Below are 13751 nucleotides of genomic sequence, written 5' to 3' on the forward strand. Positions count from 1 at the left end.
TGTATTAATCAACAGTCCCAATACGATTGAAAGGCCACATGCGAAAGACAACTTCTCCTTTGATGTTTTCACGGGAAAATGTTCCTACACTACGACTATCTAGTGAGACAAGGCGGTCATCTCCCATCAGGTAGTATTGTCCTTCTGGGACTGTCACGGTAAAGTCTACGTAACCATTGGCATCTTGTGTGAAAGCTTCAGCAGATTGGGCCACAGCTTGGAATTGTTTGTTGTAAGAATAGACTTCTTGAAGTTTATCTTTCTGGAATGCAGCGAGATATTCATCTAAGTAAGGCTCGTCCACTTTTTGGTCGTTAACATAGAGGATATCGTTTTCGTAGCGAATGGTGTCACCTGGCATACCGATTACACGTTTGACAATCAGTTTTTCCTTGCCATCGCTGTCTGTCTCGCTGGCTACAACAATATCAAAGCGGTCGATAGAGGTCGTTTTTAGCATGATGAGTTTTTCTTGGTGTTGAAGCGTTGGGTCCATGGAATGGCCATCGACAGAGACAGGATTCCAGATAAAGTAACGACTGGCAAAAAAAGCTACCATAAACAGTAAAAAGATGCCCCATTCAGCTAAGAAGGCGACTAGTGGTGAGCGTTTTGTTTTTTGGATTGCTCCCATATTTTTTCCTCATTTCAATAATTTTTGTGCTTTTTGCGTATTGGCAAAGTGGAGTTTGGCAGTTTGGTTGAGACCAGCCATACCATATTGTTTTAAGATGCTTGCTGCGGCTTGGTCGGATTTACTGCCCGCACCAGACGGCAGATTCATCCCAACTAGTTGACCAAGCTGGACAAGATTTTCTAAAAACATAGCTCTAGCGATAATAGAAGATACTGCCACAGCCAGATATTTGCCCTCAGCCTTTTCTTCCAGAGTGACGGGGTTGGCAAATTGGTTGGCTTCCTTCTTCAAGTACTTTTGATAGTTTTGACTGGAAGTGAAGGCGTCAATAATAATCTTCTCAGGCTGGACACCCTTTTGTAAGAGTAGGAAAATAGCCTGATTGTGTAGGGCGACCTTAACAGACACCGCATTATAGCCTTGCTCGATGACTTCGTTGTATTTTTTCGGTGACAATAGCAGAGCTTGGTGGGGGATTTTCTCTTTTAAGAGAGGGGCGATTTGGCAGATTTTTTGGTCTGTCATTTTCTTGGAATCATCCACACCAAGCGACTTGAGAAAGGCATGGTCTTCTGGGCGGACAAAACTAGCAACGACTGCCAAACCTCCGAAATAAGACCCGTTTCCAACCTCATCGGTACCAATCATGGGCAGGTTTTGACCAGGTATGGTCGTCTGTCCAGACTTTTCTGGCTCATAGCCCCAGAGCCCTGCTTCCTGCTCTGCCATTTCCCCCTGAAAAACGACTTTTCCAGAAGTGTAGATGGACAGGCTGGCACCGGTCAGTTTGAAAAATGCTTCGATGTAAGGATTTTTGCTGGTCTGCCGATAGCGGTCATAGTGAGCCATCATGGCTTGTTTTTGCTGGGCAGATGCCTTTAGTACAACGGTATTCATGTTCTTATTGTAACACAAATGCTAGTTAGAGTGTGCAGAAAAGGGTGGAATTTACTATAATGGTAGAAGAAAGTGAGGTACACTATGGAAGTGCAAATGAAGTATAAATGGGCGACTCTGGGAACAGGTGTCATTGCCAACGAATTGGTTCAGGCCTTGCAGGCTATGGGTGGAAATCTTTATTCGGTAGCCAACCGTACCTATGACAAGGGGGTGGAATTTGCGCAAAAATATGGCATCGAGAAAGTTTATCGAGAAATCGATGAAGTCTTTGAGGATCCTGAAGTAGACATTATCTACATTTCTACGCCTCACAATACCCATATCAATTATTTGAGAAAGGCTTTGGAGGCTGGAAAGCATGTCCTCTGTGAAAAGTCTATTACGCTTAATTCAGAAGAATTAGCAGAAGCCATTCAACTGGCGGAAGAAAATCAGGTTATCCTGGCAGAAGCCATGACCATTTTCCATATGCCAATCTATCGTCAGTTGAGCCAAGTGGTTACCAGTGGCAAGCTTGGAGATTTGAAAATGATTCAGATGAACTTTGGCAGCTACAAGGAATACGATATGACCAACCGCTTTTTCAATAAAAACTTGGCAGGCGGTGCCCTCTTGGATATTGGTGTCTACGCTCTGTCATTTGTCCGTTGGTTTATGACTGAAAAGCCAAATCAAGTCCTATCCCAGGTCAAATTAGCTCCGACAGGTGTGGACGAGCAGGTAGGGATTTTACTCAGCAATGATGCAGGAGAGATGGTGACCATCGCCCTGACCCTCCATGCCAAACAGCCAAAACGGGGTACTATTGCCTACGACAAGGGCTACATCGAACTTTACGAGTATCCTCGTGGTCAGAAGGCAGTCATTACCTACACAGAAGATGGTAGTCAAGAGGTAATCGAAGCGGGCGAGACAGCCAAGGCCCTTTCTTATGAAGTGGCGGATATGGAAAAAGCTGTCGCAGGCATCGAAAACACCATGCACCTAGCCTACACCCAAGATGTCATGGAGATCATGACCCAACTCCGCAAAGAATGGGGCTTGGTTTATCCTGAAGAAATGTAGGGTTTTGACTAATCCGAAAATAGAAATGAGAGTGAGCTAGTAGCCAATTATTGGGTTATTACCTTACTCTTATTTTTTACTTATACTCTTCGAAAATCCAGACGTTGTTGACTTGATTTGGTAAACGTTAGTTCTACCTGCATCTGCGTCTCCGAATCTGTTTTTGATTTTCATTGAGTATTATCTAATAATATGACAGTCAGATGACATTTATATTGATTGTGTGACAGAAAAGTCCTAAGATTACATAGTGGAGACAGTTTATTTAAAAGAACGGTTGAAGGCTTGTTTTTCAGATTTAATTTAGGTAAGATAGAACCATCTCAAAAATAAAGAAGGAATAAGATTATGAAACGTAAGAGAACAAATAAACCACAACATATGCGTCGCAAGAGAAAAACACCCATCATGAAAAACAATAAGAAGATGTTATACACATCTTCATTGGCTCTTTCCCTCTTTAGTACAGGGGTGATTTCAACAAATGTTTTAGCCCTCGAATGGGCTCCACGTACTGTTTCTGAAATTAGCCCAGAAATTGTCCAAGAAGAAGGGAAGATGACCTATACTGTTCAGTATGGGGATACCTTATCAGCCATCGCCTCAGCTATGAATATTGATATGGACTTGCTGGCGAAAATGAATCAAATTGCAGATGTCAACTTGATTTTCCCTGATACGGTACTGACGACGACTGTTGACCAAAACAATCAAGTGACTCAGGTTGAGATTGAAGCTCCTGTTCAGGGAAACACAAATGAGACCGTTCAGGCAACTGTTGACCTAACAACCAATCAAGTAACGGTTGAGGATACGGTTATTCCGTTGGATCAAATTTCATCAGTTACTGACTCAGCACCCGTAGAGGAAGTTGTAGAGCAACCTGTAGTAGAAGCGCCTGTAGAGGAAGTTGTAGAACAGCCTGTAGTAGAAGCACCTGTAGAAGAAGTTGTAGAACAGCCTGTAGTAGAAGCACCTGTAGAAGAAGTTGTAGAACAGCCTGTAGTAGAAGCACCTGTAGAGGAAGTTGCAGAGCAGCCTGTAGTAGAAGCACCTGTAGAGGAAGTTGTAGAGCAGCCTGTAGTAGAAGCACCTGTAGAGGAAGTTGTAGAGCAGCCTGTAGTAGAAGCACCTGTAGAGGAAGTTGTAGAGCAACCTGTAGTAGAAGCGCCTGTAGAGGAAGTTGTAGAACAGCCTGTAGTTGAAACTCCACAAGTGACAGCCCTATCAACCACTACAACAAGTACAAGTGCTTATGATGTTGGTTTGCAACCTCAGGTAGCAGCCTTCCGCGCAGAAGTGGCAAATGCCTTTGGTATTACCTCATTCTCTGGTTACCGTGCAGGTGATTCAGGAGACCATGGTAAAGGTCTGGCAATTGACTTTATGGTGCCTGAGAGCTCAGCTCTAGGAGATCAAGTGGCAGCTTATGCAGTTGCAAACTTAGCTTCTAAAAATATCAACTACATCATTTGGAAACAGCGTTTCTATGCGCCGTATGACAGTATCTATGGTCCAGCCTATACATGGAACCTGATGCCAGACCGTGGTAGCGTTACAGAAAACCACTACGATCATGTGCATGTATCTTTTAATTAGACTTACAAAAATAACCGTTTCAGCCTTATCTGAAACGGTTATTTCTTTATATGTAGTAATATAGTCGAATGAATTAACTTTCAAACAAGGAACTGAGGTGCAGGCAGCTAGAATGAGGCTGGGCAAAAAGTCCAGCCACGCTTCTCAGAGTTCGTGTCAACATCTCAGCGCAGTGGTTGATTGGCAGATTTGTTCGTGTTTCACACTTCAAATCTGACCTAATCAACTGTGCGGGGGTGGGAAGACGAACTCTTTTTTAGACCAGTCGAGTTCTTTCCCACTCCCGTTCTAGTTTGGAAATAAGGCTTGCGAAACAAGTCACTTTCGTAGAGTACGGCAAGCCGAAAGTGACGATGTATCAAAGTTAATTCAAATGACTATAAAAGAAGAAACAGCCATCTCCCCCCAGATAGCTGTTTCGTGCGCAAATCATAGTATAAAATATATTCCTAAAAGAAACCTTAAACCAAGAACTTGCCTTCACAAGTAACATACTGAGCTGTGAAGGCAGGTTCTAATTTTAGGAAAATTAAAATTGACATGTAGAGTGTTGTTTTCGGATGCTTTATCGTTTATTTAACTTGAATCGCCAATGCTTGGTAAGGTTTGAGAATGATTTTTTTTCCTAGTTTGTTGTTAGGATAGTTGCTGATGAGGACTTGGCCGTGGGCATAATCGTCTGCCAGGTCGAGCTCAACTTCTTCTGCGAAGAAATTGTTGAGGACTAGCAGTTTTTCGCTGTTCAGTAAGCGTTCAAAGGCGTAGACTTTCTGGCTATCCTTGTAGGCTGCCTTGTAATCCCCTTCTGAGATGAGGGGGAGTTCTTTTCGGAGTCGAATCAACTCTTGATAGAAGGTAAAGATTGGGCCTGTTTTTTCCTGTTCAACGTTAATGGTTGGATAGGATTTGCCAGCCTTCAGCCAAGGGGTTCTTGTTGAGAAGCCTGCATTGTCAGAAGCATCCCATTGCATCGGGGTGCGGGAATTGTCACGGGACTTGGCCTGAATAATCTTGAAGGCTTGCTCAGGTGCGTGCCCTTGGTCCAAGAGCATCTGGTAGGCATTGATAGACTCCACGTCCACGTAGTCGTCCATGCTATCGTAGTCGGGGTCGATCATACCAATTTCCTCGCCCATGTAGATGTAAGGCGTCCCGCGTGATAGGTGGATAGAGGCAGCCAGCATGGTTGCTCCTTCGCTTCGGAAATTCTCCACATCAACAAAGCGGTTGAGGGCACGAGGTTGGTCGTGGTTGTTGTAGAAAAGGGCGTTCCAGCCATTTCCGACGGACATCTCTTCGCCCCAAGTGTGAAAGAGGCGTTTGAGTTCCTCAAAGTCAAAGTCCATAATGGTCCATTTTTGACCGTCCTTGTAGTCCACTTTCAAGTGATGGAAGTTGAAGGCCATGGACAATTCTTCCCGCTCAGGAGCTGTGTAGAGAATACAGTTTTCAATGGTGGTGGCAGACATTTCCCCAACGGTCATGAAGCCTTTTTCGCTACCAAAAGTAGCATTGTTCATCATCTTGAGGTAGTCGTGGGTAATCGGACGGTCGGTGTAGGCTGGTTTGCCATCGTTGATTGGGCAATCTTCTAGGACTTCATCCTTGCCGATAAGGTTGATAACATCGAAGCGGAAGCCCTTGACACCCTTGTCTTTCCAGAAGTTGACCACCTTGAAGAGTTCTTCGCGGACATGCGGATTTCGCCAATTGAGGTCGGCTTGGGTCACATCAAAGAGGTGGAGATAATATTTCCCAGTATCGCCGAAGGGTGCCCAGGCATTGCCGCCGAACTTGGACACCCAGTCAGTAGGTTGATCACGCAGGATAAAGAAATCTTGGTAGTATTTATCGCCAGCTAGGGCCTTCTGGAACCATTCGTGGTCTGTCGAGCAATGGTTAAGAACCATGTCCAACATGAATTCGATGCCCAATTCTTTGCCGACAGCCACCATTTCTTCAAAGTCGGCCATGGTGCCAAAATCAGGATTGACGGCTGTATAGTCAGAAATATCATAACCGTTGTCTCGCTGAGGACTTGGGTAGAAGGGATTGAGCCAGATCATGTCAATGCCTAGTTCTTTTAGATAAGGGAGTTTTTCAATAATCCCACGCAGATCGCCGACACCATTGCCGGTCGTGTCCTTGTAAGATTTTGGGTAGATTTGATAAACAACCTTTCGTTTGTCTATTGTCATTTTGCTCTCTCTTTCTTAATTTTTTCCTTCTTGCATAAGCAATGATAGGAGGTGCAAGTTACCTTGCGCCCTCCTAGAACATTAATTCTTTGTAACTGTCAGAATAGCTTCGCCTTGCGAGATGGCACGAGGAAGATTTCCGATAACTTGAGTGTCAAAGTCAGTTTGGTTGGTCACGATAACTGGTGTTTCAGCAACAAGACCAGCAGCCTTGATGACATCGATGTCAAAGCTAATCAATTTATCACCAGCTTTTACCTTGTCACCTTGTTTGACGTGAGCTGTGAAGCCTTTGCCTTCTAATCCAACAGTATCCATACCAATGTGCATAAGGAGCTCAACTCCGTTTGTAGCAGTGATACCAACAGCATGGTTGGTTGGGAAGAGGACAGATACTTCACCATTGACTGGAGCAACCAAGACACCTTCGCTCGGGTCAATAAGGACACCTTGTCCCATGACACCTGATGCAAATACAGGGTCAGTAGCTTGTGACAATTCTTTGGCTTGACCAGTAAGTGGGCTGATCAATTCGATAGCAGATCCAGTTTCAACGATAGTTTCAGCTAGAGTTACAACTTCTTCAACAGTTTCTTCTTTTTTTGAAAATGCACCTGTACGTTTGAAAACAGCTGTCAAAATCATTGGGACAACAATCGCAACAATCATTGTCATAAAGAATGCACCCCAGTATTCAGCCTTGATAGACAAGATACCTGGAAGACCGCCGATACCGATAGAAGCAGCTTGGATGTTGAAGGTTACAGAAAGTAAGCCTGCGATACTTGAACCAATCATAGCAGCTACAAATGGGTAAACGTATTTCACGTTGACACCAAAGAGGGCTGGTTCAGTAACACCAAGATATGCAGAAATCGTTGCAGGAAGAGAAACTTGCGCTTCTTTTTCATTGTGACGGTTCATGAGGAAGTAGGCAAATACTGCAGAACCTTGAGCGATGTTAGAAAGAGCAATCATTGGCCAGAGACCAGTTCCACCAGCATCCGCGATTAATTGCGTATCGATAGCGTTTGTCATGTGGTGAAGACCAGTGATAACGAACGGTGCATAGAGGGCACCGAATACCGCACCGAAGAGCCATTTCAATGGGCCAGTCAAACCAGCCAATACGATAGTTGACAACCATTGACCGATTGTCCAGCCGATAGGACCAAGGACAGTGTGAGCCAGGATAATAGCTGGAAGAAGTGATAGGAATGGTACGAAGATCATTGAGACCACTTCTGGAACAACCTTACGCCAGAAGATTTCCAGATAAGAAAGTGCCAAACCTGCAAGAAGGGCAGGGATAACTTGCGCTTGGTAACCGATGCGGGCAATGCTAAATGCGCCGAAGTTCCAAGACCATTCGCTAGCGATGGTCGCTGCATCTGTACTTGGTACAGCATAAGCGTTGAGCAACTGAGGAGAAACCAAACAGATACCGAGGACGATACCAAGGATTTGTGAAGTTCCCATTTTACGAGATACAGACCAAGTGATACCTACTGGCAAGAAGTGGAAGATGGCTTCACCTGGCAACCAGAGGAAGTGGTTGACACCATTCCAGAATGGTGAAACATCAACGATAGTATTATAAATCGGAGAGCCAGAAGCTGTGACTTGTTTGACACCGTCAACTACTTTTTGTCCCAACCACTCCATCTGAACGCCTTCCAAGACGTTACGGAAACCAAGAATCAAACCGCCGACGATAAGGGCAGGGATGATTGGAGTGAAGATTTCCGCCAGCATAGTCATAACACGTTGGATGGCATTTTGGTTACTTTTAGCGGCTGACTTAGCAGCTTCTTTTGATACGCCTTCGATACCAGACACAGCTGTAAAGTCATTGTAGAAGATTGGTACATCGTTACCGATGATGACTTGGAATTGACCAGCGTTGGTGAATGTTCCTTTTACAGCAGGAATGTCTTCGATGACTTTTACGTTTGCTTTTTTCTCATCTGCAAGAACAAAGCGCATGCGTGTTGCACAGTGTGTTACTGCATTGACATTCTCTTTTCCGCCAATAGCTTCTAGGAGCTGTTTAGCTTCTTTTTCAAATTTTCCCATATATTTTTCCTTCTAGACGGCTTATGGAATCCGTCACCCTATATTTTTTAGACATCTCTCAAAAGTATGTCTTTTTCGAAATTTGTACGGACAAATTTCCTTTGTGTTATGATTGTATCCGATTTCAAAAAATAATGCAAGCGTTTTTGCTTAGTTTTTTTTAATTTTGAAATGAATTTTGTTATAATGTTGATAGTTGTATGCTATTTGACAGATGAATTTGCGAGGAAATGATGAAAAAATACCAAGAAATTTATAATGACTTAAAAGAAAAAATACGGACAAATGTTTATCCGGCAGAAAGCTCCCTACCGACAGAACAGCAGCTTCAGGAAATCTATGGTGTTAGTCGTGATACGGTTCGTAAGGCGTTGGCGATTTTGACTGAGGGAGGTTTGATTCAAAAAGTGCAAGGGCGTGGTTCAATGGTCCTTAAGCAAGAAATTCTCAATTTCCCAGTTTCAGGGTTAACTTCCTATCAGGAATTGACAAATGTTCTCCAGATTTCTACCAAGACAGATGTTGTCAGCTTAGATATGATTACCGTTAATAGTAGCCTTTCGCATTTGACAGGCTTTGAGCCGTATAGCAAGGTGTGGAAAGTTGTCCGTACACGTTCGATTGACGGTAAGGTCTCCGTTGTGGATACAGATTATCTTGCTGTCGATGTCGTGCCAGAGTTGACAACTGCTATTGCTGAAAAATCCATTTACGAATACCTGGAAAATAAGTTAGGCCTTGATATTTCTTATGCGCAAAAAGAAATTACCGTGGAGCCAACCAGTCGTGAAGAATGCGAATTGATGAAATCACAGGATGATTACCTAGTGTTGATTAAGTCTCGTGTCTTTCTTGGTGATACGCAGCAATTCCAATATACGGAAAGTAAGCATAAAATAGATAAATTCCGTTTTGTAGATTTTGCTCGTCGAAAACGTTCGTTATAAGAGGAATGGAAATATCATCTATTTTATTGTATAATGGTAGGTGAGGTGTTATATGGCAAACTTAAATCGATATAAATTTACATTTGGTGAAAAACAATTAACATTAACAACTGAGCATGACAATCTCTTTATGGAGGAAATTGAACGTATTGCCCAGGAAAAATACCAGGCAATAAAGGAAAAAATGCCGACGGCAGATTCCGAGACATTGGCCCTTTTATTGGCAATCAATGCCTTGTCTGTTCAATTAACTCGTGAGATTGCTTTTGAACAGAGAGAAAAAGAGTTAGAAACGACCAAAGACAAGGTTGACAAGAAGAATGTGACCCTTGTAGATTTAGATGGGCTTGAGGATAAGACATGATTTCAATAGTACTTATTCTTGTTTTGGTATGGAGTTTTTATCTGGGTTATAGTCGGGGTTTGGTTGTGCAGACCTTTTATAGCCTTGGAAGTATTGTTGCTCTAACGATTGCGACGGCAACTTATAAAAGTTTGATTCCTTTCCTTTATCTTTGGGTTCCATTTGCGAACGCGACTCAAGGTAGTTCAAACTATTATTTTGATGAGAAATATCTCTTTGACTTAGATAGTGTATTTTATGCAGGTTTGGCCTTCCTAATCATCTATTTCTTGGTCTATGTATTGGTGCGATTTTTAGGGATATTTGTCCATCTATTTGAAGATTTTAATCCAGATACTCAGACTAGCAATGTGATTAGTGGATTGTTATCGGTTTTGGTGACTTTTATTTCCTTACAAATTGTCATGGTCCTGTTATCAACGATACCATTGGCGATTATCCAGGATAATCTTCAAAATAGCTCTATTGCCAATGCCATGATTCAATACACACCATTTACAAGTAGTTTTTTTAAATCTCTCTGGTTGAGTAATATAGCAGGGTAAGGGAGACCTTATCCTTTTTATCGTCATTTATACTCTTCGAAAATCAAAATAGGACGTTGTTGATTTACTGAGAGAAAAGATCCAGTGGATCTTTTCAGCCTGTTCCCTTGAAATATAAAAGGAACAGAGTTCAATCTGCATCAGAGCGAAACGAACTACGTTCGCCTATTTCCAACCTCTAAAGGTTCTCCGAACCTTTGGAGCAAGTCTGATTCTGATTTTCATTGAGTATTAGTTGACTGTTATACTTTTAATGTAAGAGACTGGGAAAGACTATATTTTATCTTATTATTGTTTTGATAATGAGATAGAGCTAAGGAAAAGACTAAGTAGGAACATATGAATAATAAAATTATTGAAACCCTTGAATTTCACAAGGTAAGACAAAAAATTGAGCCCTATCTCTTGACGGAACAGGGCTTTGAAGAATTACGACAGTTGGAGCCCATGGTGGAAGTCCACCGTATCCAACAGGCCTTCGACGAGTTGACAGACATAGCGCAGATTTTTGTGGAAAATCCCTATTTCAGTCTGGCTGCTACTAGCGACATCGGTCCAGCCATGCGTCGTTTGGAATTGGATACAGACCTCAATATCGCTGAGCTATTAGCTGTTAAAAAGGTCTTGGAAGTTTCTAAATCTCTCTTGGATTTTTATGGAAATCTGGAAAATGTCAGTCTTAGCCAGCTGGATAAACTCTTTGAGAAGATTGAGCTTTTTCCACATTTACAAGGCTCCCTCCAGTCCATCAATGATGCTGGTTTTGTAGAGGATTTTGCCTCTGAAAAACTAGCCCGTATTCGAAGAAAAATCCGTGAAGCTGAAGACCAAGTTCGTCAGGTCATGCAGGATATTTTGAAGACCAAGGGCGACATGCTGTCCGATAGTATTTTGGCAAGTCGTAATGGGCGAAATGTCCTTCCTGTCAAAAATACCTATCGCAATAAGATTGCAGGGGTTGTCCATGACATTTCTGCTTCTGGCTCGACTGTGTATATTGAACCGCGGGCAGTGGTGACCCTGAACGAGGAAATCAGTCACCTCCGTGCAGAAGAACGCCACGAGCTCAACCGTATCTTGCAGGAATTGTCGGATATGCTCCGTCCGCATAGTGGCGTGATTCGTAACAATGCATGGCTTATCGGACATATTGATTTCGTCCGTGCCAAGCATCTCTTTGCGCGTGATCATCAAGCAGTTGTACCCAAACTATCTGAGAAGCAGGATATTGCCCTTCTTAACGTTCGCCATCCGCTCATTGCTGAGCCTGTACCAAATGACCTGTATTTTGGTAGTCAATTGACGGCTATTGTTATCACAGGTCCCAATACGGGTGGTAAGACCATTATGCTCAAGACCTTGGGATTAACGCACCTTATGGCTCAGTCTGGTTTGCCTATTTTGGCAGACAAGGGCAGTAGGGTAGCTATCTTCAAAGAAATTTTTGCGGATATTGGGGATGAACAGTCGATTGAGCAGAGTTTATCAACCTTCTCCAGTCACATGACCTACACGGTTCAGATTTTAGCAGAGGCGGATCAAGATTCCCTCATTCTATTTGACGAGTTGGGAGCTGGGACAGATCCGCAGGAGGGTGCGTCTTTGGCAATGGCTATTTTGGATGACCTTCGTCTGCGGGGGATCAAGACCATGGCAACCACCCACTACCCTGAGCTCAAGGCTTATGGGATAGAAACCTCTGGTATTGAAAATGCCAGCATGGAGTTTGATAGCAATAGCCTGCGTCCGACCTATAAGTTTATGCAGGGTGTTCCTGGTCGCTCCAATGCCTTTGAAATTGCCCGCCGTCTTGGTCTATCTGATATTATTATCCAGTCAGCAAAATCTTGGACGGATACAGATAGCGATGTGAACCGCATTATCGAGAAATTGGAAAGTCAGACGGTTGAAAGTCGTCAGCGTCTGGATAAGATTCGTGATGTGGAGCAAGAAAATTACAAGATGAACCGAGCCCTTCGTAAGCTCTATGACGAGCTCAATCGTGAGCGGGAAAATGAGCTCAACAAGGCACGTTTGGAGGCCAAGGAAATTGTAGATATGGCATTGGCAGAAAGCGAGGATATTCTCAAAAATCTTCATGCTGCAGCCAGTCTTAAGCCCCACCAGATTATCGAAGCCAAGGCAGAGTTGAAAAAGTTGGCACCTGAAGTGGTGGATTTGTCTAAGAACAAAGTCTTGAAAAAAGCCAAAATTCAGCGGGAAGCCAAGTTGGGCGATGACATTATAGTTACAGCTTATGGACAACGTGGGACCTTGACCAATCAGCTTAAAGATGGACGTTGGGAAGCTCAGGTTGGTTTGATTAAGATGACCTTGGCCAAAGATGAGTTTGAGTTAGTCAAGGCGGAAAAGGCAGAGCAGCCTAAGAAACGCCAGGTTCACACAGTCAAACGTGCCAATGTACGAGGACCAAAAGCCCGCTTAGATCTCCGTGGCAAACGCTACGAAGAGGCTATGATGGAGCTGGATGAATTTATCGACCAAGCCCTTCTCAACAATTTAGCACAAGTCGACATTGTCCACGGTATTGGTACAGGGGTTATCCGAGAAGGGGTGACAAAGTACCTTCGCCGCAACAAGCAAGTCAAGGAGTTCGGCTACGCCCCACAAAATGCAGGTGGCTCAGGCTGTACTATTGTGACGTTTAAATAGCAATCAATCGATGGGAGATTCTTATGATTATCAGAAAATATCAAACCAGTGATGAAAAAGGCTGGGTTTACTGTAAGGCACTCAGCTATCTCTTTTCCCCATTTTTTGACGATAGAGAAACTGAAAAGCCTGAACTGATGACGGATATTTATGACTACCGTGTAGAATGGGTGGCAGAAGTGGACGGTCAAATCGTTGGTCTAATCGACATCGATATTTATACTGAGGAGTGCAGCCAATCTTATATTTACGCACCAAGTAAGCGAACAGCTTATTTTACTAACCTAGCAGTTCACCCTGATTTTCAAGGGCAGGGCATTGCACAAGTGCTTTTTGAACGGGCAGAGAATGAATTGAGAGAGCAAGGTGTAGAGAAACTAGCTATCTTTACCAGAGAGGACGATGCTGCTAACCATTTGTATCAGAAATGGGGTGGGCAATTGGTATGTACTGATTATCTGGTGGTTGGGGCACCCAAGGATATTCCGACCTTCCGTTTTGGTATTGATTTAGAGAGTGGTCGATTGGCCTTTTCAGATGAGTCGGGTCAGTCAGTTCCTTATTATTTAAGAGAGGGTGTCTATGTAGTCAGTGAAGAGGCTGACCTGGAGCTCTTTGACATAGAAGATGTCTACCAAGAATTAACCTACGTAGTGGATTTAACAGAAAAAAGTTGAAATATTTCAACTTTTTTCTTTTTTCGCTTGCTATGGAGTGGGCTCCATAGTTTATAATCGTATTATCATC

11 protein-coding genes are annotated in these 13751 nt (G+C 43.2%); 7 read left to right on the forward strand and 4 right to left on the reverse strand.

Annotated elements, in window-relative coordinates; genetic code table 11:
- Window positions 1-4 precede the first annotated feature (4 nt).
- Both lepB and rnhC read right to left on the reverse strand, forming a co-directional pair.
- Window positions 5-634 carry a signal peptidase I gene (lepB, locus tag GPW69_RS01080; RefSeq protein WP_074391357.1) on the reverse strand — a complete coding sequence of 210 codons (630 nt, stop codon included), beginning with the start codon at window positions 632-634 and terminating at the stop codon, window positions 5-7.
- 9 nt (window positions 635-643) lie between these two features.
- Window positions 644-1534 carry a ribonuclease HIII gene (gene rnhC, locus GPW69_RS01085; RefSeq protein WP_074391358.1) on the reverse strand — a complete coding sequence of 297 codons (891 nt, stop codon included), beginning with the start codon at window positions 1532-1534 and terminating at the stop codon, window positions 644-646.
- 84 nt (window positions 1535-1618) lie between these two features.
- Between rnhC and GPW69_RS01090 the strand changes: the two genes are divergently transcribed.
- Both GPW69_RS01090 and GPW69_RS01095 read left to right on the forward strand, forming a co-directional pair.
- A complete protein-coding gene (locus tag GPW69_RS01090) occupies window positions 1619-2602 on the forward strand; it encodes a Gfo/Idh/MocA family protein (protein WP_074391359.1) in 984 nt (327 codons plus the stop codon).
- Between the two features lie 408 nt (window positions 2603-3010).
- Entirely contained in the window at window positions 3011-4201 is a 1191-nt protein-coding gene (locus GPW69_RS01095) for a LysM peptidoglycan-binding domain-containing protein (RefSeq protein WP_156697658.1), read from the forward strand.
- Window positions 4202-4773: 572 nt separating this feature from the next.
- Here GPW69_RS01095 and treC read toward each other — a convergent pair.
- Window positions 4774-6399 (reverse strand): alpha,alpha-phosphotrehalase, encoded by a 1626-nt coding sequence (treC, locus tag GPW69_RS01100; RefSeq protein WP_074391361.1) that lies wholly within the window; start codon window positions 6397-6399, stop codon window positions 4774-4776.
- 81 nt (window positions 6400-6480) lie between these two features.
- A complete protein-coding gene (gene treP, locus GPW69_RS01105) occupies window positions 6481-8475 on the reverse strand; it encodes a PTS system trehalose-specific EIIBC component (protein ID WP_074391362.1) in 1995 nt (664 codons plus the stop codon).
- Window positions 8476-8708: 233 nt separating this feature from the next.
- Here treP and treR point away from each other — a divergent pair, with 233 nt between their 5' ends.
- The 5 genes from treR (at window position 8709) to GPW69_RS01130 (ending at window position 13681) form a co-directional block, all read left to right on the forward strand.
- Complete coding sequence (treR, locus tag GPW69_RS01110) at window positions 8709-9422, forward strand: trehalose operon repressor (RefSeq protein ID WP_074391363.1); 714 nt, start codon at window positions 8709-8711, stop codon at window positions 9420-9422.
- Between the two features lie 52 nt (window positions 9423-9474).
- Window positions 9475-9786 (forward strand): hypothetical protein, encoded by a 312-nt coding sequence (locus tag GPW69_RS01115; protein ID WP_074391364.1) that lies wholly within the window; start codon window positions 9475-9477, stop codon window positions 9784-9786.
- Window positions 9783-10331, forward strand: coding sequence for a CvpA family protein (locus tag GPW69_RS01120; protein WP_074391365.1), 549 nt, complete (start codon window positions 9783-9785; stop codon window positions 10329-10331). Before GPW69_RS01115 ends, GPW69_RS01120 begins: the two co-directional genes overlap by 4 nt.
- A gap of 339 nt (window positions 10332-10670) precedes the next feature.
- On the forward strand, window positions 10671-13004 hold the full coding sequence (locus GPW69_RS01125; RefSeq protein WP_074391366.1) for an endonuclease MutS2: 2334 nt from the start codon (window positions 10671-10673) through the stop codon (window positions 13002-13004).
- A gap of 23 nt (window positions 13005-13027) precedes the next feature.
- Window positions 13028-13681, forward strand: coding sequence for a GNAT family N-acetyltransferase (locus tag GPW69_RS01130; RefSeq protein ID WP_074391367.1), 654 nt, complete (start codon window positions 13028-13030; stop codon window positions 13679-13681).
- Window positions 13682-13751 lie beyond the last annotated feature (70 nt).

This window comes from Streptococcus suis, assembly GCF_902702775.1.
In the GTDB taxonomy this organism is placed as follows: Bacteria; Bacillota; Bacilli; order Lactobacillales; family Streptococcaceae; genus Streptococcus; species Streptococcus hashimotonensis.